Source organism: Allobosea sp. GW821-FHT10B12 (assembly GCF_059415545.1).
In genome coordinates, this window is record NZ_JBWKNL010000006.1 from 259,664 (window position 1) to 281,601 (window position 21,938).

The 21,938-nt window shown below is 67.6% G+C and carries 21 protein-coding genes; 11 read left to right on the forward strand and 10 right to left on the reverse strand.

Annotated features, from left to right (window positions below):
- Positions 1-57 precede the first annotated feature (57 nt).
- The 4 genes from AC07O0_RS21325 to AC07O0_RS21340 all read left to right on the forward strand — a co-directional run bounded on the left by AC07O0_RS21325 (position 58) and on the right by AC07O0_RS21340 (position 5,103).
- Positions 58-1,386, forward strand: a complete 1,329-nt coding sequence (locus tag AC07O0_RS21325) for an NAD(P)/FAD-dependent oxidoreductase (RefSeq protein ID WP_494625687.1) — start codon at positions 58-60, stop codon at positions 1,384-1,386.
- A gap of 89 nt (positions 1,387-1,475) precedes the next feature.
- Positions 1,476-2,798 carry an NAD(P)/FAD-dependent oxidoreductase gene (locus AC07O0_RS21330; RefSeq protein WP_494625688.1) on the forward strand — a complete coding sequence of 441 codons (1,323 nt, stop codon included), beginning with the start codon at positions 1,476-1,478 and terminating at the stop codon, positions 2,796-2,798.
- Between the two features lie 164 nt (positions 2,799-2,962).
- A complete protein-coding gene (locus AC07O0_RS21335) occupies positions 2,963-3,631 on the forward strand; it encodes a haloacid dehalogenase type II (RefSeq protein WP_494625689.1) in 669 nt (222 codons plus the stop codon).
- A gap of 2 nt (positions 3,632-3,633) precedes the next feature.
- The gene (locus AC07O0_RS21340; RefSeq protein ID WP_494625690.1) at positions 3,634-5,103 is read left to right on the forward strand and encodes an aldehyde dehydrogenase family protein; all 1,470 of its coding nucleotides are present in this window, start codon (positions 3,634-3,636) and stop codon (positions 5,101-5,103) included.
- Positions 5,104-5,106: 3 nt separating this feature from the next.
- Here the strand turns inward: AC07O0_RS21340 and AC07O0_RS21345 are convergent, their stop codons facing one another.
- Positions 5,107-6,060, reverse strand: coding sequence for a LysR family transcriptional regulator (locus AC07O0_RS21345; RefSeq protein WP_494625691.1), 954 nt, complete (start codon positions 6,058-6,060; stop codon positions 5,107-5,109).
- Positions 6,061-6,290: 230 nt separating this feature from the next.
- Between AC07O0_RS21345 and AC07O0_RS21350 the strand changes: the two genes are divergently transcribed.
- The 6 genes from AC07O0_RS21350 (at position 6,291) to AC07O0_RS21375 (ending at position 12,285) form a co-directional block, all read left to right on the forward strand.
- Positions 6,291-7,376 (forward strand): ABC transporter ATP-binding protein, encoded by a 1,086-nt coding sequence (locus AC07O0_RS21350; RefSeq protein ID WP_494625692.1) that lies wholly within the window; start codon positions 6,291-6,293, stop codon positions 7,374-7,376.
- 30 nt (positions 7,377-7,406) lie between these two features.
- Positions 7,407-8,111, forward strand: coding sequence for an HAD-IA family hydrolase (locus tag AC07O0_RS21355; protein ID WP_326872341.1), 705 nt, complete (start codon positions 7,407-7,409; stop codon positions 8,109-8,111).
- Positions 8,112-8,116: 5 nt separating this feature from the next.
- On the forward strand, positions 8,117-9,433 hold the full coding sequence (locus tag AC07O0_RS21360) for an NAD(P)/FAD-dependent oxidoreductase (protein WP_494625693.1): 1,317 nt from the start codon (positions 8,117-8,119) through the stop codon (positions 9,431-9,433).
- Positions 9,434-9,472: 39 nt separating this feature from the next.
- Complete coding sequence (locus AC07O0_RS21365; protein ID WP_494625694.1) at positions 9,473-10,528, forward strand: ABC transporter substrate-binding protein; 1,056 nt, start codon at positions 9,473-9,475, stop codon at positions 10,526-10,528.
- Between the two features lie 162 nt (positions 10,529-10,690).
- Positions 10,691-11,503, forward strand: coding sequence for an ABC transporter permease (locus tag AC07O0_RS21370; RefSeq protein WP_494625866.1), 813 nt, complete (start codon positions 10,691-10,693; stop codon positions 11,501-11,503).
- Entirely contained in the window at positions 11,500-12,285 is a 786-nt protein-coding gene (locus AC07O0_RS21375) for an ABC transporter permease (protein ID WP_427362457.1), read from the forward strand. Before AC07O0_RS21370 ends, AC07O0_RS21375 begins: the two co-directional genes overlap by 4 nt.
- A gap of 118 nt (positions 12,286-12,403) precedes the next feature.
- On the opposite strand, the gene AC07O0_RS21380 is transcribed toward AC07O0_RS21375, so the two are convergent.
- Both AC07O0_RS21380 and AC07O0_RS21385 read right to left on the reverse strand, forming a co-directional pair.
- Positions 12,404-12,691 carry a hypothetical protein gene (locus AC07O0_RS21380; RefSeq protein ID WP_494625695.1) on the reverse strand — a complete coding sequence of 96 codons (288 nt, stop codon included), beginning with the start codon at positions 12,689-12,691 and terminating at the stop codon, positions 12,404-12,406.
- Positions 12,692-12,767: 76 nt separating this feature from the next.
- Positions 12,768-14,045, reverse strand: a complete 1,278-nt coding sequence (locus AC07O0_RS21385) for an NAD(P)/FAD-dependent oxidoreductase (protein WP_494625696.1) — start codon at positions 14,043-14,045, stop codon at positions 12,768-12,770.
- A gap of 231 nt (positions 14,046-14,276) precedes the next feature.
- On the opposite strand from AC07O0_RS21385, the gene AC07O0_RS21390 reads away from it, so the two are divergent.
- Complete coding sequence (locus AC07O0_RS21390; protein ID WP_494625697.1) at positions 14,277-15,098, forward strand: GNAT family N-acetyltransferase; 822 nt, start codon at positions 14,277-14,279, stop codon at positions 15,096-15,098.
- A gap of 146 nt (positions 15,099-15,244) precedes the next feature.
- Here the strand turns inward: AC07O0_RS21390 and AC07O0_RS21395 are convergent, their stop codons facing one another.
- The 7 genes from AC07O0_RS21395 to AC07O0_RS21425 all read right to left on the reverse strand — a co-directional run bounded on the left by AC07O0_RS21395 (position 15,245) and on the right by AC07O0_RS21425 (position 21,861).
- A complete protein-coding gene (locus tag AC07O0_RS21395; protein WP_326872381.1) occupies positions 15,245-15,721 on the reverse strand; it encodes an Lrp/AsnC family transcriptional regulator in 477 nt (158 codons plus the stop codon).
- 118 nt (positions 15,722-15,839) lie between these two features.
- Positions 15,840-17,234: an aminotransferase class III-fold pyridoxal phosphate-dependent enzyme gene (locus AC07O0_RS21400; protein WP_494625698.1), complete on the reverse strand. Its 1,395-nt coding sequence runs from the start codon at positions 17,232-17,234 to the stop codon at positions 15,840-15,842.
- Between the two features lie 9 nt (positions 17,235-17,243).
- The gene (locus AC07O0_RS21405; RefSeq protein ID WP_494625699.1) at positions 17,244-17,687 is read right to left on the reverse strand and encodes a helix-turn-helix domain-containing protein; all 444 of its coding nucleotides are present in this window, start codon (positions 17,685-17,687) and stop codon (positions 17,244-17,246) included.
- 148 nt (positions 17,688-17,835) lie between these two features.
- Positions 17,836-19,305: an NAD-dependent succinate-semialdehyde dehydrogenase gene (locus tag AC07O0_RS21410; RefSeq protein WP_494625700.1), complete on the reverse strand. Its 1,470-nt coding sequence runs from the start codon at positions 19,303-19,305 to the stop codon at positions 17,836-17,838.
- A gap of 12 nt (positions 19,306-19,317) precedes the next feature.
- Positions 19,318-20,244 carry a 2-hydroxyacid dehydrogenase gene (locus AC07O0_RS21415; protein WP_494625701.1) on the reverse strand — a complete coding sequence of 309 codons (927 nt, stop codon included), beginning with the start codon at positions 20,242-20,244 and terminating at the stop codon, positions 19,318-19,320.
- Between the two features lie 19 nt (positions 20,245-20,263).
- Positions 20,264-21,157 carry a GNAT family N-acetyltransferase gene (locus AC07O0_RS21420; protein ID WP_494625702.1) on the reverse strand — a complete coding sequence of 298 codons (894 nt, stop codon included), beginning with the start codon at positions 21,155-21,157 and terminating at the stop codon, positions 20,264-20,266.
- Positions 21,154-21,861 (reverse strand): cupin domain-containing protein, encoded by a 708-nt coding sequence (locus AC07O0_RS21425; protein ID WP_494625703.1) that lies wholly within the window; start codon positions 21,859-21,861, stop codon positions 21,154-21,156. The genes AC07O0_RS21420 and AC07O0_RS21425 overlap by 4 nt, the downstream gene beginning before the upstream one ends.
- Between the last annotated feature and the right edge of the window lie 77 nt (positions 21,862-21,938).

Genomic DNA, 21,938 nt, shown 5'->3' on the forward strand with positions numbered 1-21,938 from the left:
GGCCTCCCGCTCCGGTCCGCGCCGCCGCGACCGCCCTCCGCCAAGGACCACGCTGCCATGTCGCCACCGGTCAACCGTGTCCACAGCGACGAAGCCCTGCCCGCAGCGGCTGATATCGTGGTCATCGGCGGCGGCATCGCCGGCGTCACCGCCGCCTATCACCTGGCGAAGAAGGGCCATTCGGTCGCCCTCGTCGAGAAGGGCTATCTTGCCGGCGAGCAATCGAGCCGGAACTGGGGCTGGTGCCGTCAGCAGAATCGCGATCTGCGCGAGCTGCCGCTGGCGATGCGGGCCGTCGAGATGTGGAACGGGCTCTCCGAAGAAGTCGGGGCCGATGTCGGCTTCCGCCGCAGCGGTCTGACCTACCTGACGACGCGCAAGTCCGATCTGGACGCCTGGGAGGGCTGGGGCGAGAAGGCTCGCCAGTACCAGATGCAGACGCGAATGCTGAGCGCCGAGGAAGCCAAGGCCATGGCGCCCCATGCCAAGGGCGAGTGGATCGGCGGCGTGCATTCGCCGACCGATGGCCGAGCCGAGCCGGCCATGGCCGTTCCCGCCATCGCCGAGGCGGCGCGCCGGCTCGGCGTCACCATCCATCAGGATTGCGCGGCGCGCGGCCTCGAAACCGCGGCGGGCCGCATCTCCGGCGTCGTCACCGAGAAGGGCACGATCAGGACCTCGACGGTGCTGCTTTCGGGCGGCGTCTGGACCGCGATGTTCGCCCGCCACCACGGCATCGCCATGCCGCTCGCCGGCATCAAGTCGACCTCGTTCTTCACCGGGCCGGCGCCGGAGATCACCACGGGCGGCATCTCGACGCCCGACCTCACCATCCGCCGCCGGGTCGATGGCGGCTTCACCGTCGGCATCAGCGGGCGCGGCCTGCTCGAGCTCTCGCCGCACGGCATGCTCAACGCCAGACCGTTCTGGCGCACCTTCAAGAAGCGCCACAGGCTGCTGACGATCCGGGCCGGCAAGTCCTTCTTCTTTGGGCCCGAGGCGCTGATGCGCTGGAACAACGATTCGATCTCGCCCTTCGAGAAAATGCGGACCTATGACCCGCCGCCGCAGGAAGAGCTGATCACCTTTGCCAAGAAGCGGCTCGCCGAGATCTTCCCGCAGCTCGCCAATGTCGAGATCAAGCACAAATATGGCGGGCTGATCGACTTCACGCCCGACTGGGTGCCGGTCATCTCGGCGGTCGACAAGCTGCCGGGCCTGCACGTCTCGGCCGGCTTCAGCGGCCATGGCTTCGGCATCGGCCCAGCTGCGGGGCGGCTCGCGGCCGATATCGTCGCCGGCGATTCCCCGATCGTCGACCCCACCCCTTATCGCTACAGCCGCCTCGTCGATGGCAGCGACCTCGGCGAGCCCGGACTGATGTGACCGGCGCCCAGCCCTAGCTGCCCAGTCCCGCTGCGCCGGGACATCCCGGGCCGTGCCGCTTGGTGGCATGGCCACCTCCGGAGCCATTCATGCCACTGACCATCGAACGCATCGCCAGCAGCGAGGCGCTCCCCGCGACAGCGGATGTCGTCGTCATCGGCGGCGGCATCGTCGGAGCTTCCGCCGCCTATTACCTGGCACGGCGCGGCAGCTCGGTGGCGCTGGTCGAGAAGGGCGTGGTCGGCGGCGAGCAGTCGAGCCGCAACTGGGGCTGGTGCCGCAAGCAGAACCGCGACGCCCGCGAGTTGCCGCTGGCGATCCGCGCCATGGAGCTGTGGGAGAAACTCAGCGAAGAGCTTGGCCGCGACAGCGGCTTTCGCCGCTGCGGCCTGGTCTACGCCACCAACGACGCCGCGCAATTTGCACAATGGGAACGCTGGCGCGAAACGGCAAAAGCCTTCGGCGTCGAGACGACCATGCTCACGGGGCCGCAGACCGCGGCGATGACCGCCGCCAGCGGCCGCAGCTGGCTCGGCGGGCTGCATTCCGCCACCGACGGCAAGGCCGAACCGGCGCTCGCTGCACCGCTCATAGCCGACGGTGCCCGCCGCGCTGGCGCCAGCGTGCACCAGGGCTGTGCCGCGCGCGGGCTCGATATCACCAACGGCGCCGTCACCGGCGTCGTCACCGAGAAGGGCACGATCCGCACCAACGCGGTCGTGCTCGCCGGCGGGGCCTGGGCCTCGGCCTTCTGCCGCCGGCACGGCATCGCCTTCCCTCAGGCGAGCATCCGCGCGACCAGCCTGCGCACCGAGGCCGCGCCGCACTTCCTCGATGCCTTCTATACCCCGGAGATCGCGCTGACCCGCCGCCTCGATGGCAGCTACACCGTCGCGATCAGCGGCAAGGGCACGCTCGAGATCACGCCACAGGGGCTGCGCTATGCTCGCGAGTTCCTGCCGATGTTCGTCAAGCGGCTGAAGGCGGTCGAACTCGGCATCGGCTCCTCCTTCTTCAAGGGCCCGGAAGCCTTCGGCAGCTGGAAGCTCGACGAGGTCACGCCCTTCGAGACGATCCGCGTGCTCGATCCGGCGCCGAGCCGGCGTGCGATTGCGACCCTGCTGGAGCGTGCCCACGCGATGTTCCCCGCCCTGAAGACCGTCGCCGTGCGCGAGAGCTGGGGCGCCTATATCGATTCGACGCCCGACGCCGTGCCGGTGATCTCGCCGGTCGCCGGCCTCTCCGGCTTCGTGCTGGCGGCCGGCTTCAGCGGCCATGGCTTCGGCCTCGGTCCCGCCGCCGGCCATCTCGCCGCCGACCTCGCCACCGGCGACACGCCTATCGTCGATCCCCGCCCGTTCAGGCATTCCCGCCTCGTCGACGGCTCTCGCGGCGCGATCGGCGAGTTCTGAGCTGACGCGCAAGGTTGCCCAGCGCGCAGCAATCCATGCCGAAGCGACCCGGTTCATCGGCAGAATATTCGGTCGTGCCGAGCGGATTCCGTCTCCCTGCCCGCGCTCGCGCTCTAGCCTCTTCCTAGCGGCAGAGAGCCGTCGCAACGATCGAGAGCGAGACGATGAGCAGCTTCCGGCCGAAATTCATCACCTTCGACTGCTACGGCACGCTGATCTATTTCGAGATGGCGCCGGCCGCCCGGCGCGCCTATGCCGGCCGCCTTTCGCCCGAGCAGATGGATGCGTTCTGCGATCATTTCAGCAGCTACCGCCTCGACGAGGTGCTCGGCGCCTGGAAGCCCTATCAGGACGTCGTCCGCAACGCGGTGGAGCGGACCTGCAAGCTGCTCGGCATCGCCTATGATCCCGCCGATGCCCAGGCCATCATCGACGAGATTCCGAGCTGGGGCCCCCATCCCGACGTGCCGGCCGGCCTTGCCAAAGTCGCCAAGGAATTTCCGCTCGTCGTCCTCTCGAACTCGATGACGGACCTGATCCCCCACTCGGTCGCCAAGCTCGGCGCGCCCTTCCACGCGGCCTATACCGCGCAGGACGCCCAAGCCTACAAGCCGCATATGCGCGCCTTCGAGTACATGTTCGACATGCTCGGCTGCGGCCCGCAAGACGTAATGCACTGCTCCTCGAGCTTCCGCTACGACCAGATGACGGCCTACGACATGAAGATCGCCCGCCGCGTCTTCGTCAATCGCGGCCACGAGCCGTCGAACCCCTATTACAGCACGCACGAGATCAAGGACATCGGCGGCCTGCCGGCTTTGGTCGGGCTCTGATCATGCCGGGTGATTTCGACCCGGCCACGATCGAGGTCACGGCCGGGCACTTCATCGCCGGCGAGGCGATCGGCGGCGGCGAGACGCTTCCCGTCGCTCGTCCGTCCGATCTCGTCGACTATGCCGAGATCCCGATCGCCGACGCCGCCACGGTCGACCGGGCCGTCGGCAGCGCTCATGCAGCCGTCGCTGCCAGCGGCTGGGCCGTCAGACCGCCCCGCGAGCGGGCCCGCGTCCTGAGACGCTGGGCCGACCTCATCGAAGCGAACGCCGAGGAACTCGGCCGGATCGAAGCCGTCGGATCGACGCGGCCGATCTCCCAGGCCGTGACCGGCGATGTCGCAGCCACCGCCGACGGCATCCGCTTCTTCGCCGAATGGGCCGATAAGCTCGGGGGCGAGGTCGCCGCGACGCGCAGGGACAATCTCGGCCTGATCGTCTCCGAGCCCTATGGCGTCGTCGGCGCGATCGCGCCCTGGAACGTGCCGCTCAGCACCGCGTCGTGGAAGCTCGGCCCGGCGCTCGCCGCAGGCAATGCCATCGTGCTGAAGCCGTCGGAGCTGACGCCGTTCTCTGCCGTCAGGCTGGCGCAGCTCGCAATCGAGGCGGGCATGCCGGCCGGCATCTTCAATGTCGTCCAGGGTACCGGCGTCACAGGCGATGCGCTGGCGCGCCATCCGGGTATCGGCAAGATCTCGTTCACCGGATCGACGCGGACCGGCGCGGCGATCATGAAGGCGGCGGCCGAGAGCGGTATCAAGCCGGTGACGCTTGAGCTCGGCGGAAAGAGCCCGCAGCTCGTCTTCGCCGATGCCGATCTGGAGAAAGCGGCGACATGTATCGCCAGCTCGATCCTGGCCAATTCCGGCCAGGGCTGCGTCGCTGGCTCGCGGGTGATCGCGCAGCGTCCCGTAGCGGAGGCCCTGATCGAGCTGCTGAAGGTGAAGCTCCCCCGGATCACCCCGGGACATACCTGGAAGGCTGCGACCGATTTCGGACCGATCGTGTCCGAGGTGCAGGCTCGCCGCATCGACCGCATCGTCACCGCCAGCCGGGAACAGGGCGGCGAGGTGCTCCTCGGCGGCGGCCTGATGGCGGGCTATGGCGGCGCCTACTACCAGCCGACGATCATCGCGAACGTGACCAGCGACAACGCCGCGGTGCGCGAGGAGGTCTTCGGACCAGTCCTCACCATCCAGACCTTTGCGGATGAGGACGAGGGTTTTGCCCTCGCCGACCATCCCGAATACGGGCTTGCCGCCGGCGTCTACACGCGCGATCTCGCCCGCGGCCTGCGTGCCGTGCGCCGGTTGCAGGCCGGCACCGTCTGGGTCAACCGCTACAGCCGCACGCTTGATTTTATCCTGCCGACCGGCGGCTACAAGAGCTCCGGCATCGGCAAGGATCTCGGCCGCCAGGCGGTCGAGCAGAACCTGCGGCATAAGACGGTGCTGATCGACATCGCCAGCTGAGGCTCAGCCATAGCAGGCCTGCCTCAAACCGAGGCCGGGATGAAGCGCGTCGATCGCCTCGATCTCGGCCTTCAGCTCCGCCCCGATCCAGTCCCGGATCGCGCGGACAACCGGGCTCGGCGGGCGGTTGCGCGGCGCCAGCAGCACGCAGTTGCGCTCGCCGCGCGTCAGCCGGTCGCTGGCCGGCACCAGCGCGCCCGACCTCAACGCATGCGAGACGACGGTGATCCAGCCGAAGGCGACGCCCTGGCCGAGCAGCGCCGCCTGCACCACCACGGCATAGTCCGAGAAGCTCAGCGTCTTGACCGGCCCGGGCCGGCCGGTGGCGAAGGGCGGATAGCGCTCGGCCCAGTCGAGCGCGGAATCGGTCAGGTTGATGATCGTGTTGCCCTCGCCCGTCACCTCGGCTTCGGGCTCGGCCTGTCGGTAGCCCGGGCTGCAGATCGGCAGCATCACCTCGCGCACCACCATCGCCTCGGCCGGCACCGCCTCGTCGCCATCAAGGAAGCGCATGCCCAGATCGACATTGTCGACCGGCCCGCGCAGCGAGCCGGCGATCATCTGGAAGCGCAGGTCGACCGAGGGAAAACGGCGCTGAAAATGGTCCATGCGCGGCATCAGCCAATGCGTGGTGAAGGCGGAGGAGACCGAGATCGTCACCGTCTCCTTGCCACCGCGCAATTGTTCGACCTCGCGCAGTCCCGCCTCGATGCTGCGGAAGCCATCGGCGACGCGGCGATAGAGCACTTCGCCCTCCGGCGTCAGGATCGCGCCCTTGCCGCCGCGCTCGAACAGGCGCAGGCCGAGATGGCTCTCGAAGCGCGACAGCATGCGGCTGACCGCCGGCTGGGTGACGTTCAGCTCCTCCGCCGCGCGGGTAAAACTGCCGCTGCGCGCCGCCGCCTCGAAGACGAAGAGCGCATTGCTCGACGAGACCATGCGACGCAGCTCTGACATTACATCAGGTTATGTTCTCCCTGATTATTTGGCAATTGCGACAACGGGCCGAAATCCCGTTTCATGAGCCGATCGAATACGGCTTGCGGTGACGGCCCGGCAGAGGTCCGCACCGCCGAGCAGCACCAGCGCCGGCGCGGATCGGCATAAGACCAGCTTATGGCCCGTCCCGAAAACGGTCTTTGCCTGCGCAGTGCCGCGATGTCGCTGTATCCGGACGGGAGAGTGCCATGGCCAGCATAGGCGGCGAACGCGTCGAGATCAGATCCGCGAGCAAGCATTACGGCGCGGTGCGCGCCCTCGACGATGTCTCGCTCGACATCGCCCCGCAGGAATTCGTCTCGCTGCTCGGCCCGTCCGGTTCGGGCAAGACCACCTTGCTCGGCATTCTCGGCGGCTTCATCCAGCCTTCCGGCGGCTCGGTCCATCTCGGCGGCCGCGACGTCACCTATACCCCGCCGCACAAGCGCGACATCGGCATCGTCTTCCAGAACTACGCGCTGTTCCCGCATATGAGCGTCGGCGAGAACGTCGCCTTCCCCCTGCGGGCCCGGCGCCTGCCGAAATCGACTTATGCCGAGAAGGTCCGCGGCGCGCTCGCCATGGTCGACCTCGCCGGCTACGAGGAGCGCGGCATCGGCCAGCTCTCCGGCGGCCAGCGCCAGCGTGTCGCCCTCGCCCGCGCCATGATCTTCGAGCCGCGCCTGATCCTGATGGACGAGCCGCTCTCGGCGCTCGACAAGCAGTTGCGCGAGAACATGCAGATCGAATTGCGCCAGCTCCACAAGCGGCTGGGCGCGACGATCATCTACGTCACCCATGACCAGCGCGAGGCGCTGACGATGAGCGACCGCGTCGCCATCCTGAAGGACGGCAAGCTGGTCCAGATCGACAGGCCCGAGCGCCTGCACGACCACCCCGCCAATGCCTTCGTCGCAAGCTTCATCGGCGAGGCGACGCTGCTGCCGGTCCGGCGCGCCGGGACGGACAGTGTCTCGCTCGCCGGCGCCGTGCTGAAAAGCGCCCGCCCGATCGCGCCCAATGGCGAGCTCGTGCTCGCGATCCAGACCGAGAAGCTGCTGGTCGAAGACGGCTCCGGCAGCCCCGAGCGCAACCGGCTCGAAGCCCGGGTGACCGATGTCGTCTTCCAGGGCGAGAGCCTGCGCGTCTTTCTCGCGCTCGACGACGGCACCTCCTTGAGCCTGCGCCAGCCTAGCCACTACGAGGCCGCCCGCCGCATCCCGCCGGTCGGCGAGCGCCTCGCCGTCAGCCTCCACCCGCAGGACACGATCATCGTGCCGAAAGCCGGCGGCTGATCCCCCTTCCCGAAGCAGAGACGCAAGACCATGGCCCTCAGCGATTTCAAGGTTCTCACATTCGATGTCGTCGGCACGCTGATCGACTTCGAGGCCGGCGTCCTCGGCGCGGTCCGGCGCCTCGGCGGCCCGGCCGCCGCGAAGCTCAGCGACGACGAGATCTTCGCGCCCTACCTCAAGGGCCGCGAGCTGCATTACGAGCGCTCCAGCGAGGTGATGAAGCTGGTCTACATTCACCTCGCCAAGGAGCTCGGTCTGCCGCATGACGACGCGACGGCCGACGCCTTCCAGCTCGCCATCCTGCGCCATCCCGCCTTCCCGGATTCGGCAGCGGCGCTGGCGCGGCTGCGCAAGCACTACCGGCTGGTGGCGATGACCAATGCCGACCGGCCGAGCTTCACCTGCTATTCGCACACGCTCGGCAACCCGTTCCATGACAGCATCACCGCCGACGAGGCGATCCACCCCAAGCCCGATCCGCTCTATTTCGCCTATAATCGCGGCCGGCAATCGGCTTTCGGCTACAAGCAGGAGGAAATCCTCCACGTCGCGCAGAGCCAGTATCACGACATCCGGGTCGCCAAGTCGCTCGGCTACGCCACCTGCTGGATCGAGCGTCGCCAGGGCCAGAAGGGCTTCGGCGGCACGCCGGCAGTGCCCGAGATCACCAAGCCCGATTATCACTTCCCGACGCTGAAGGCGCTCGCCGACGCGGTCGAGGCCGAACGGGCCTGACGCGCATGACGGCCGCGCCGACATCCTGGCAGGCCCTCGACGCCGCGCCGTCGCTCTGGCGGGCGACGGCGTCGCCGCTGCCCGCTCTGTCGCCGCTCGCCGGCGATGCGCAAGCGGATGTCGTGATCATCGGCGCCGGCTATACCGGGCTCTCGGCAGCTCATCATCTCGCTGCCAGTGGGCTTGCACCGATCGTGCTCGAAGCGAACGAGCCGGGCTGGGGCGCGAGCGGCCGCAATGGCGGCGTCATCACCGCCAAGTTCCGCTTGTCCTTCCCCGCGATCGCCGCCGCCCACGGCCGGGGCATGGCGAAACGCATGTACGACATCGCCCATGAGGCGACCGATATCGTCGCCAAGCTGGTCGACGCCCACGACATCGCCGATGCCGGCTTGACGCGAGCAGGCCAGGTCAAGGCAGCCCATAATCACGAGACGCTGGCCTATGCGGTGAAGGAAGCGCAGTGGCTTCGCGCCGAGCTCGGCGACACCACGATGACCGTGCTCGATGCCGGGCAGGTGCGTGAGGAGACGGGCTCCGCGGGCTTCGTCGGCGGCGTGCTCAATGCCGGCTCGGGCGGCATCCACCCGCTCAACTATCTGCGCGGGCTCGTCCGCGGCGTGACCGCGCAGGGCATTCCCGTCCATAGCCAGACGCCGGCGCTCAGCCTCAGACGCGAAGCGGACGGCGTGCTGGTCGAGACACCTGATGGCACGGTGCGGGCCAGGCAGGCGATCATCGCCACCAACAGCTACTCAGATCTCACGCCGGCGACCCGCGACTACCAGCGCACGCTGATCCCGTTCCGCAGCGCGATCATCGCGACGGAGAAACTCTCGCCGAACCTCGCCGCCAGCGTCATGCCGACCGGCCGGACCTATACCGAGACCAAGCGGATGATGCGCTGGTTCCGCATGGTCGACGACCGCATCGTCTTCGGCGGGCGCGGCGCCTTCGGCAAGACGGATTCCGCCGCCGCCTTCGCCGCACTGCGCAAGGCGATGGTCGGCATCTTCCCGCAGGTCGCCGATGTGCCGCTGGCCTATTCCTGGTCCGGCCTCGTCGCGATGACGCTCGATTCCGTCCCGCATGTCGGGCGCGTCGACGACCGGATCATGGTCGCGATGGGCTACAATGGCGCCGGTGTCGCCATGTCCAGCCTGATGGGGCGCTACCTCGCCGCCTTCGCGCGCGGTGAACGCCCCGATGTCGGGCTGCTGGACGTCGGCCGCATGCGGCCCGTGCCCTTCTATGCGCTTCGAGAACCGGCGGTCCGTGCGGTCGCCGGCTGGTACCAGTTTCTGGATGCGATCGGACGGTAGGCCTCGAAGCTCCGATCCAAAACAACAGGGGAACAGGACATGGCCAAGAGCTTGAACTTCCGGACCGCCTGCGCCGTCGCAGGCCTCTCCCTCGCAGCGCTCGGCTCCGCCAGCGCGGCCGAGCAGATCATGTTCGTCTCACAGGGCGGCGCCTATCAGAAGGCGCAGACCATCGCGATCCTCGATCCGAGCGCCAAGAAGCTCGGCATCACCATCAACCAGGACAGCGTGCCCGACGCCTGGCCGATCATGCGCTCGCAGGTCGCCACGGGTAAGCCGACCTGGGACGTCGTCGACGTCGCCACCAATTTCTGTCTGCGCGGCGGCGAGCAGGGCATCGTCGAGAAGCTCGATTTCAGCAAGATCCCGAATGCGGCAGCGATGCCGGCCGAGTATCGCAGCGACTGGTCGGTCGCCTACGAGTTCTATTCGAGCGTGCTCGGCTACAATCTGAAGAAATTCCCGGATGCCGCCGCGGCGCCCAAGACCTGGGCCGATTTCTGGGACGTGAAGAAGTTCCCCGGCCGCCGCTCGCTGCGCAATCATCCGCTCGCGACGCTGGAAGCCGCGCTGATGGCCGATGGCGTCGCCGCCGACAAGCTCTACCCGCTCGACGTCGACCGCGCCTTCAAGAAGCTCGAGGAGATCAAGCCGAACATCACGGTGTGGTGGACCTCGGGCGCCCAGTCGGCCCAATTGCTCAACGACGGCGAGGTCGACATGGTGATGGCCTGGAACGGCCGCATCAGCGCGCTGACCAAGGAAGGCGCCAAGGTCACCTACACCTACAACCAGGGCATCCTGCAGAGCACCTCCCTCTGCGTGCTCAAGGGCGCGCCCAACCTGCCGACGGCGATCAAGTTCCTGAACGAGGCGGTCGATCCGGTGCACCAGGCCAACCTGCCGCTTCATATCGACTACGGTCCGGCCAACCCGAAGGCCTACGACACCAAGGTCATCTCCGAGGCGCGGGTCAAGGAGCTGCCGAGCGCGCCGGAGAACGCCAAGGTGCAGGCGCTGATGTCCTATGCCTGGTGGACCTCGCCGGCCGGCGAGGCCGCCGAGAAGCGCTGGCTGCAGTTCATGCAGAAGTGAGCAGGCTCAGCGTCATGCTCGGGCTTGTCCCGAGCATCTCTTGCAGCAGATTCTCGGGTCTGCGCTGCGCTTCGCCCGAGAATGATGCCTAGAAGGAACCGCAATGTGAGCACCAGCGCGATCGATCCCTCCCTCAGCCACCAGCGCCGCGAGCAGGCGCTGATGACGCTGCTCGCGGCCCCGGCCGTGCTGGTGATCGTCGCGCTGGTGGTGATCCCGGTCGGCTGGCTGGCGGCCCAGTCGATCTACGACAACGGCTTCACGCTGGAGCACTACCGCCGCATCTTCACGGAAGAAGTCTACTGGCGCAGCTTCGCCCTGACCTTCCGCATCGCCCTGATGGTGACGCTCCTCACTTTGCTGCTCGGCTATCCGGTCGCCTATGCGGCGGCCCATGCCAAGCGGCCCTGGAACGTGTTGATCCTGGCCTGCGTGATGCTGCCGTTCTGGACCAGCGTGCTTGTGCGCGCCTATGCCTGGCTCGTGCTGCTGCAGCGCACCGGCGTCGCCAACCAGCTGCTCGAACGCTTCGGGCTGATCACCGAGCCGTTGGCGATGGTGCACAACGAGCTCGGCACCGTCATCGCCACGGTCCACATCCTGCTGCCCTTCATGGTGCTGCCGCTCTATTCGACCATGCAGAAGATCCCGCGCGATCTGATGCTCGCCGGCGCCAGCCTCGGCGGCAGCCCGCTCTACAGCTTCCTGCGCATCTTCCTGCCGCTGTCGCTGCCGGGCGTCGTCGCCGGGCTCACCTTGGTCTTCGTGCTGACGCTCGGCTTCTACATCACGCCCGAATTGCTCGGCGGCGGGCGCACCGTGATGATCTCGATGGTGGTGAGCCGCAATGTCGAGCTCTACGCGCAATGGGGCGCGGCCAGCGCCGTCGGCGTCGTGCTCCTCGCCTGTGTGCTCGCGATCTTCGCCGCGGTCGGCCGCATCATCCCGCTCGACAAGATGCTGGGGCAGAAATGAAGACCTCCCTGCTGCCGCGCCTCGCCTTCGGCCTCGTCGTCGGGCTCGTCCTGATCTACCTGATGCTGCCGGTGCTGATCATCGTGCCGATGTCGTTCTCAAGCACGCGCTTCCTGACCTTCCCGCCGCCGGCGCTCTCGCTGCGCTGGTACGCCGAGTATTTCGGCAATCCGAACTGGATGCAGGGCACGCGCATGAGCCTGATGCTCGGGGTGTTGACCGTGCTGATCGCTACCCCGCTCGGCACCGCCGCCGCCTATGCGATCAGCAACGCCCAGAACCGGCTGATGCGCTCTTTGCACATGGTGCTGATGCTGCCGCTGATCGTGCCGATCATCATCGTCGCGATCGGCATCTTCTTCGTCTACGCTAAGCTCGGCCTGATCCAGACCCTGACCGGGCTGGTGCTGGCCAATGTCATGCTCGGCCTGCCCTATGTCATCACCTCGGTCGTCGCCGGCCTGCAGAGCTTCGACAAGACGCAGGAGATGGTGGCGCGCAGCCTCGGCATGAACCGCCTGCGGGCCTTCCTCACCGTCACCCTGCCGCAGATCAAGGCCAGCGTCTTCGCCGGCGCCGTCTTCGCATTCATCTCGGCGATCGACGAGACGATCATCGCGCTCTTCGTCTCCGGCGGGCAGTACCAGACCCTGACCAAGCGCATGTTCACCGCCTTGCGCGACGAGATCGACCCGACGATCGCCTCGATCTCGACCCTGCTGACGGCGGCCTCCTTCCTGCTCGTCCTGCTCGCCATGAGCGGGCAGAAGAAGGAGGCTTAGCGACACGCGACGTCCGAGGGCGCTGTGGAATGCGCTCCCGTAGGTCGACCGGCGTAGTCGTCCGAAACTCGAGGTCAGGCTTTCTCGAATCTGGATCGGCGACGGCGCGCGCGGCGGATCACGGGCCTGCGGCTCGTCGGTTCATCCCATGCACCAACTCGGCGGCCTTCTGCGCCGAGATCGTTTTCACACCCGAGCTGGCAAGCTGTTCAAACATGAGCGCGACGGCCTCGATGGCGGTGTGCTCGGCGGCTGCGATGGTGAGGGTGGCCAGAGACAGGGCTTTGTCCCGACTGGCGATGACAATCCCGACGGGCGATTGGTAAAGCGTAGTCGTCAGCCCTTGGACAAGCTCTTTGGCTCGTTCTTCGGCGGTGTGATCCGACAGATGACCAATGTGTGTCATTTCAACGCAACTCGATGACCGGGTTGAGCTAGCGTTCAATCTCCATGCCACGGTTCATATCGATGGCCGGCCTGCCTCAGTGCCGCCAGTCCTGGTAGCGATAATAGGCGCCGACGAAGGGCAGGAACCAAGGCGGGCCGAAATGGCCGGGCACCGCTGGCCAGTCGAGACCGGCGAAGGGGTTCGCCTTCGTCTCGCCGCCCATCACCCTCGCCATAGCCTGCCCCATATGCACCGACATCTGGGTGCCATGGCCGCTATAGCCGAGCGCATAGAAGACGCCGTCGCGCTCGCCGGCGCGCGGCAGCCGGTCCGCGGTCATGTCGACGAGACCGCCCCAGCAATAGTCGATGCGCGTATTCTTGAGCTCGGGGAAGAGCTCCAGCATGCGCGCCTTCAGGATCGCGCCGCTCCTGGCGTCCGAGGCCGGGCTCGACAGGGCAAAGCGCGCCCGACCGCCGAAGATCAGCCGGTTGTCGGGGGTGAGCCTGAAATAGTTGCCGATGTTCTTGGTGGTCGTCGCCGTCCGCCGCGTCGGCATGATCGCCGCGGCGAGCTCAGGCGCGAGCGGCTCGGTCGCGATGATGAAGCTGCCGACGGGCACGATGCGTCGCCGTAGCCAGGCGAAAGGCCCTTGCCGCGAGGCGCCGGTCGCGAGCAGCACCTGTCCCGCCTCCAGCGTGCCGCGGCTGGTGACGACGCGATGGGCATGGCCGTTCAGCCGCTGCAAACTGGTCACCGCCGCGTTCTCGTGGATCGCTGCGCCATGGCGCGCTGCCGCTTCGGCGAGGCCGACGCCGAAGCGGCCCATATGCATATGGGCGCTGCGCGGATAGACGAGCCCGCCGAAGAAGCCATCCGTGCCGATCTCGCGCCGAATCTCCGACGGCGACACCACGGTCAGATCCGGCTCGACCGTGCGCCGCAACAGAGCGGCGCTCTTCTCCAGCTTGGCGAAATGCTCCGGTTTGGCAGCGAGCTTGATCTTGCCGGTACGGATGAAATCGCAGTCGATCGCCTCGCGCGCGACCAGCGCCTCGACGGTGTCGACGGCACTGTCGAAGGCCCGGTAGAGCGCAACCGCCGTCTCCTCGCCGAGGCTGGCGGCGAGGCTTCCCAGATCATGCGCGAGGCCGTTGTTGCAGTGCCCGCCATTGCGGCCGGAGGCTTCGCCGACGACGCGGCCAGCTTCGAGTACGGCAACGCTGGCGCCCGACTTCGCCAGGGCGAGTGCGGCCGACAGGCCAGTGAAGCCACCGCCGACGATGGCGACATCGACCTTGCCGGCGATCGGAGCCGCCGAGCTGGCGGTAAATCTCGGCGCCGTCGCGAGCCAATAAGGTTCGAGCTTCATGGGATTACGGCCTCAGCGCTCCGACAGGGCGGCATGAGCCGCATCCGGCCGGACGAGCCGGCTCCGACCGCTGAGAATACTGCCTTGCAGACCAGGTTCTTGGACAATTTTGCAGTTCTCCGCAGCCGGGCGCCTGCCTATAGTCGCCCCGCATTTCGACGAACGAGGCCTATAGCGGTGGCTCACGGAACGGCTCGGCGTCGGCTCGATTACGAGCTGACCATCAGGCCGATGACAAAAGCGGATATCTCCCAGGCGCACCAGCTCTCCGTCGGCGTCAGCTGGCCGCATCGGCCGGAGGATTGGCGCTTCGTGCTGGAGGTCGGGCACGGCTTCGTCGCCTGCGATGCGATAGACCGGGCGCTTGCTTCGGCGATGTGGTGGCCCTACGGGCCGCATTTCGCCACCATAGGCATGGTCATCACCTCGCCGCGGCTGCAGATGCAGGGCGCCGGACGGCGGCTGATGGACACGATCTTCGAAGAGGCCGGCGAGCGTGACCTCAGGCTCAACGCGACACGGGCCGGCTACCGGCTCTATCGCTCGCTCGACTTCCAGCCGATCGGCCGCATCTTCCAGCATCAGGGTCGCGCCCAGGCTCCGGCCGGCGCTACACCTGACGAATTCACCGTCCGCCCCATGACCACCGCAGACGGCGAGGCGATCGCGCAGCTCGATTCCGATGCCTATGGTGCCGACCGCTCGCGGGTCATCGCCGCGCTGATGAAGCTCGCGACCGGGACTGTGATCGAGCGCGACGGTGCCGTCGTCGGCTTCGCGCTCTGCCGCCGCTTCGGCCGCGGCGATGTCGTCGGCCCGATCGTCGCCGAGAGCGACGAGGCGGCGATCGCGCTGCTGCGGCCGCATGTTCTCGCCCATGATGGCCAGTTCCTGCGCGTCGACACCGCCCAGGAACAGGGCAAGTTCGGCGGTTTCCTCGAAGAGTGCGGCATGACTGTCTTCGACACCGTCACCACGATGGTCAGGGGGCACAATCACGGCCCGCGCGGGCAGGCGCGGACCTTCGGGCTCGTCACCCAGGCGCTCGGCTGAGCCCAATATCCATTTGAGAATTCGTCAGGGCGTGGCGAGACCGAGGATTTTCGAGCATTGGAGCGGAGCGTACGTGCAGTACGTGAGCACCGAAGCGCAGAAAAACCTCGGTCGCAGACCGCCATCACGAATTCGCAGATGGATATTCAGATGTCGAACAGCACCGGCAGGGGATAGCCGGGCTTCTGGATCGGCGACTTGATCACGATGTAGCTGAAGTATTTGGAGATGCCGATATTGCGGTCGAGCAGCGTCTCGATCAGCGACTGGTAGTGCGTCAACCCGCGCGTGACGAACTTGACGAGGTAGTCGTAGCCGCCGCTGACGAGATGGCATTCGACGACTTCGTCGACACGCCGGAGCGCCGTCTCGAAGCGGATGAAGTATTCCTTGGTGTGGTCGGTCAGGGTGATCTCGGTGAAGACGGTGATCGTCTCGCCGAGCTTCTGCAGGTTGATGGTCGCGCCGTAGCCGGAGATGAAGCCCGCCTGCTCCAGCCGTTTCACCCGCAGCAGGCAAGGGCTCGGTGACAGACCCACCGCATCGGCCAGGTTGACGTTCGTCACCCTGCCATTGTTCTGCAGCTCGATCAGGATCTTCATGTCGATGCGGTCGAGCCGCACGCCCGGTGTCACGACGAAGGCCTCTTGTCCTTTGATGCCTCTGGCGGAACCGGGCCTGCAGAGCTGGCCCGAACCAGCATCAGACTAATCGTTTGATGCGGTCCGGGCCAAGCAAGGATCACGCCGCTTTCGCGGTTTTCAACGCTACCGACACCTCCGGCAGCGCCAGGACCTCGTCGAGCGTCTTGCGCAGCCTGGTGACGACCAGGTCGATCTCCGCCTCGCTGCAGCACAGCGGCGGCGCCAAGCCGATGATGTCGTCGGCGAAGGCGCGGAAGATGACGCCATTGGCATAGCCGCGGGCGAAGAGATGGTCGGGCAGTTTCGCCTCGCGCGGCAGCTTCTGCTTCGTCGCCTTGTCGGCGACCAGCTCGACGCCGGCGAGCAGGCCGCGCGCCCTGACTTCACCGACGAGCGGGTGGCCGGCGAGCGTCGCCAGGCGCTCCTCGAAATAGGCGCCGACACGCTGGCCGTTGGCGAGGATGCCGCCCTCCTCGTAGAGGCGAAGCACTTCGAGCGCGACGGCGGCGCTGACTGGATGGCCGGAATAGGTGTAGCCATGGCCGACCGGTCCGCCGGCCGGGGCATTGTCGGCGATGGCGCGATAGACCTTCTCGCCGATGGCGAGCGCGCCGAGCGGCGCATAGCCCGAGGTCAGGCCCTTGGCCATGGTCATCATGTCGGGCACGACGCCTTCGGCCTCGCAGGCGAACATCGGCCCGGTGCGGCCGAAGCCGGTGATGACCTCGTCGGCGACGAAGAGGATGTCGAGCTCGGCCGCCGTCTCGCGCATCGCCTTGAGCCAGCCCTTCGGCGGCACGATGACGCCGCCCGAACCGATCACCGGCTCGCAGAAGAAGGCCGCGACGTTCTCGGCACCAAGCTCCGCGACCTTGGCGCGCAGCGAGGCGACGCTGGCCGCGATCACCGCCGCGTCGCCCGAGCCGGTCGGGTTGCGATAGGCATAGGGCGGGGCGACGTAGTGATGCACATGCGCCGGAAAGTCGAAATTGGCGTGGAAAGCCGGCAGCGCCGTGACACCGGCGCCGGTCGAGCTTGAGCCATGATAGCCGCGCTCGAGCGAGAGGATCGCCTTCTTCGTCGGCTGGCCGGTGACGTTGTAGTAGAACTGGATCAGACGCAGCGCGCTGTCGACGGCGTCCGAACCGCCCAGCGAGAAATAGATGTGGTCGAGATCGCCGGGCGTGAGTTCGGCGAGCTTGGCGGCGAGGCGGATCGCCGGCTCGCTGCCGAAGCTGAAATAGCCGGTGGCATAGGGCAGTTCGCGCATCTGGCGCGCGGCTGCCTCGACGATGCTGTCGTGGCCGTAGCCGACATTGACGCACCACAGCCCGGCGAAGCCGTCTATCAGCTCGTGGCCGTCGGCATCAGTGATGAAGGCGCCCTTGGCCGATTTCATCACGGTGACGCCGCGCTTCTCATGGCCAGCCCAGTTGGCGACCGGATGGACCCAATGGCGGCGATCGAGGGCTTCGAGGGAGTTGACGCTCATGGTGAAACCTCAGGCAGGACGGGAAGACGAAACGGGCAAAAAGGCGGTGGGCGCCGGATAGCCGAGCCGGCCAGCCCGCGGCGGCGGAGACTGCACCTGCTCGCGCAGATAGCGGCCGGGCGTCACGCCGTAGACGCTCTTGAAATGGCGCGAGAGATGGCTCTGGTCGAAGAAGCCGGCATCCAGCGCCGCCTGCGCGGCCGGGACGCCGTCGGCGAGCAGCGCCCGCGCATAGCGCACGCGCTCACGGCAGACGAAGCGGTGCGGCGTCAAGCCGACCTGGCGGCGGAAGACGGTGACGAAGCGGCAGACGCTGAGGCCCGCCACGGCCGCGAGATCACCGAGATAGAGGGCCTCGGTGAAGTGCCGCTCGATATGGCTCAGCGCCCGCCGGATACCGGGGCTTGCCGACTCTGCCGCGCGGGCAGCGGGGCTGGAAACAGACTGGAGCATGGCCGCCTCGTCCTCCGCGAAACGCGAATAGCGCTTAGCAGGGAGGCTAGGAGCGGCCGGCCGGACTGTGCGGCGGCTTTGGCGCGCCGCTTTGGTATCCCCTGCCCAATTGGGGGGCGGGATCGGCAGATCGTGCTTTGGCCTTCGATCAGGCGAGCTTCAGCCCGCCAATATGGAAGCTCTTCAGCTCGAGATATTCCTCGATGCCGGTCGCGCCGCCCTCGCGGCCGATGCCGGACTGCTTGACGCCGCCGAACGGCGCCACCTCCATCGAGACCGAACCGGTATTGAGACCGACCATGCCGAATTCGAGCCGCTCGCCGACACGCCAGGAGCGATTGAGGTCCTGCGTATAGAAGTACGCCGCGAGCCCATAGGGCGTGCCGTTGGCGATCTCGATCGCCTCGTCCTCGTGCCTGAAGCGGAACAGCGGCGCCACCGGCCCGAAGGTCTCCTCATTGGCGAGGCGCATGCGCGTGGTCGCGCCGGTCAATACCGTCGGCATCACGAAGCGGGAACCGTCGACCTCGCCCTGCGCCCCGGCCAACCGTGTCGCGCCGAGCGTCAGCGCATCGTCGAGATGCGCGTGGACCTTCTCGACCGCTGCAGCATTGATCAGCGGGCCGATGGTGACGCCCTCCTGCCGCCCGTCGCCGACCCGCATTGCCGCCACGGCCTTGGCAAGGCGATCGGCGAAGGCGTCGTGGATGCCGTCCTGCACCAGGATACGGTTGGCGCAGACGCAGGTCTGGCCGGCGTTGCGGAACTTGCTGGCGATCGCGCCGGTGACGGCGGCGTCGAGATCAGCGTCGTCGAAGACGATGAAGGGCGCGTTGCCGCCTAGCTCGAGGCTGAGCCGCTTCAGCGTGTCGGAGCATTGCCGCATCAGCAGCGCGCCGACCCGGGTCGAGCCGGTGAAGGAGAGCTTGCGCACCACGGGGTTCTGCGTCAGGGCCGCGCCGACGCCCTGCGGCAGACCGGTGACGATGTTGATCACGCCGGGCGGGAAGCCGGCGCGCTCAGCCAGCACGCCGAGCGCCAGCGCCGAAAAGGGCGTCAGCTCCGAGGGCTTCACCACGATCGGGCAGCCGGCGGCGAGCGCCGGCGCGCATTTGCGGGTGATCATCGCATTGGGGAAGTTCCAGGGCGTGATCGCGGCGGAGACGCCGACCGGCTCCTTCAGCACGAGGATGCGCCGGTCGGCGGTCGGGGCCGGCACGGTGCTGCCATAGACGCGGCGCGCCTCCTCGGCGAACCATTTGATGAAGCCGGCGCCGTAGAGCACCTCGCCCTCGGCTTCCGCCAGCGGCTTGCCCTGCTCGGCTGTCATGATGCGGGCGAGGTCCTTGCGGTGCTCCAGCAGGAGATCGTGCCAGCGCTCCAGCAAGGCGGCCCGCTCGGCCGCCGGCCGCGCCTTCCAGGCCGGGAACGCAGCCTCCGCTGCGGCGATCGCCGCGTTGGTTTCCACCTCGCCACAGGCCGGAATCGTGCCGATCTCGATGCCGGTCGCCGGGTCGCGAACCAGCAGCTCCTCGCCGGAAGCGGCGCCCACCCACTCGCCACCGATCAGGGCGCGGCCGACGAGGAGCGTGCGATCTTCGAGAGCGACAATCGACATGGGAAGCCTCGTTCAATAGCCGCGATCGCGGTCGATCAGGCCGATCAGGGGTTCGCCAGCCCGGTGGCGCCGCAGGTTCTCGAGGACGATGTCGAGCGAGGCCTCCGAGCGTGAGCGGCTGGCGATATGGGGGGTGAGCAGGACCTTGGGGTGGCTCCAGAGCGGGTGGCCTTCCGGCAGCGGCTCCGGCTCGCAGACATCGAGCACCGCTGCCGCGAGATGGTCGCTGTCCAAGGCCGCCAGCAGGGCGTCCTGGTCGAGATGGCCGCCGCGACCGGCATTGACGATCATCGCCCCTTTCGGCAGCCGGGCGAAGAGCTCGGCGCCGAGCAGGCCGCGCGTCGCATCGGTCAATGGCAGCAGGCAGACCAGGATGTCGGTGCGGGCGAGGAAGGCCGGCAGTTCGTCATTGCCAGCGAAGGTCTCGATCCCCGGGACTTCGTGCTGCGAGCGGCTCCAGCCAGCGACTCCAAAGCCGAATTCGGCGAGCTTCAGCGCGCAGGCCTTGCCGAGCATGCCGAGGCCGAGGACACCGACGCGACGCTCGCTCGTGGGCCTGATCCGCAGCGGCCTCCAGGCCTGTTCCCGCTGCGCGGCGATGTAAGGAACGAGGTCGCGATGCAGGGCGAGCACCGACATGGTGACGTATTCGACCATGCTATCGACGAGGCCGGGCTCGATCATCCGCACGATCGGCAGGCGCGCCGGGATATCGGCGAGGTTCAATTGGTCGACGCCGGCGCCGACCGAAACCAGCAATTCGAGATTGGGAAACTGGCCGAGCAGGTCGTCCGGCGGAAGCCAGGCGGCGAGATAGCGGATCTCGGCGGGGTCACCGATATCCGGCCAGATCCGGAAGGGCAGTTCGGGCGCCTTGTCCGCCAGCAGCCGCGTCCATTCCTCGGCGCGGGCAGCATCGGACTTGAGCAGCAGCGTCATCGTGTCGACCTCGCGGACATCAACCGAGCGCCTGAGTGATCAGCGCGTGGAGGCGCGCCGGTCCAGGCGCGGCCGGCAGATCGCCCCGCACCATTGCCGTGACGTCTCCGGCCGGCGCAAGGCCATGCTGCACCAACCAGTCGCCGAGCCCGGAGCCGAGCTGCAGATCGACCCGCATGAACTGACCGGTCCGGCCGTGCAGCCAGCAGGCGATCAATGCGCGCGCATCCGTCTCGTCGGCAGCCACGACCGGGCCGATCACCTGGCCGCGACCGAAGGCGCGCAGGATGCTGAAGCCGACCAGCTGTCCCGCTCGTTCCAGCACCAGGCACTCGCCGCATTGCAGGAGCGCCGTCAGGGCCGGCCCACGTTCCAATCCGGTCGCTTCGCGGTCGAGCCGTTGCAGCAGGGCGAGATCAGCCGGGCTGCCCGGACGCAACCTTTCGCCCGCGCTGAGTTCCGGTGCTGCGGCAGCGAGCACATGGCCGTGATACTGGCTCACTCCGCCAAAAGGCTGAAAGCCGAGCCGGGCATAAAGCGGCTCGCCGGCGGCGGTCGCGTTGAGCATCAGCGAGCGACCTTCAGCCTGCCCGAGCAGCGCCTGCATCAGCCGCTTGCCGATGCCTGCTCCCTGCTCTTCGGGCGCGACGATGATCATTCCCAGCGTGCCGTGGCTGTCGCCATAGGGCCACCACTGCGCCGTGGCGACGGGCTTGCCGTTTCGTTCGCCGACGACGCCGTGGCCGAGGCCGATCGCGAATTCCCAGTCCTCGCGGCGATGCGGCCAGCCGACACGTCGCGACAGCTCCGCACAGGACGCCGCATCGTCGCGGCCGATCGCGCGCAGCGTCAGTGCGTCCGGAGCCTCGATCCCGGCGATGCCTGTCCCGGCAACAGAAGCCGTGGAGCTCACGCGCCGACCTCCTGGACGACATAGACCTTGGCGACATGCTCATCGCTGTCCCAGGCGCATGGCGTGCCCTGGGCAACGAACACGCTCTCGCCCGCCGCGACCCGGACCGGACGCCCATCCGTCCCGGTGAGGGTGACGCTGCCGACGAGGATATGCATCAGCTCGTTGACCGGCTGCGGACGCAGGACGCGTCGATACGGCGTCGAATCCCAGATGCCGGCCCGCAGGCGCAACGCCTCGTCGGTGAAGGCGTTGAAGCTCCGGCACTGCGGCACCGGCCCTTCGAGAAGATTGGCTGGAGGCGGAGACGATGGCGAGAGCGGCGCATTAGCCGGCAGCTCCGTCACGCCCGGCGCGACGGAAGCGGCTCCGGTGCCAGCACAGAAGACCCAGCTCGTGCCGGGCGCCGCCTCGATCCGCACAGCCGTGCCGCGAGCGACCACAATGTTCTCGCCGGCTTGGAGCGTGCGCCTGCCGCCACCCGCGAGCGTGAGGTCGATGCGCCCCGACCGAACGACGATCACCTCCATGTGCGGGAAGGCCGGACTATCCAGGACGCCGGAGAACGCGACGCGCCCCACCGCCAGATCCTGTGGCCCGCTCCAGGCGATCTCCCGGCCGGCGCCGAATGGATCGTTGTTGGAAAGCGGACCGGCGCCGAAGGCGGTGGCGTGAGTGGCGAAAACAATCGGAAAGGTCGGCATGAACGGTTCACCCAGCATGATGGTGCTGAGCTAGGCCGTTTCTCAGCCGCCGGATTGGAGGAAATTCTCGGGGAGAT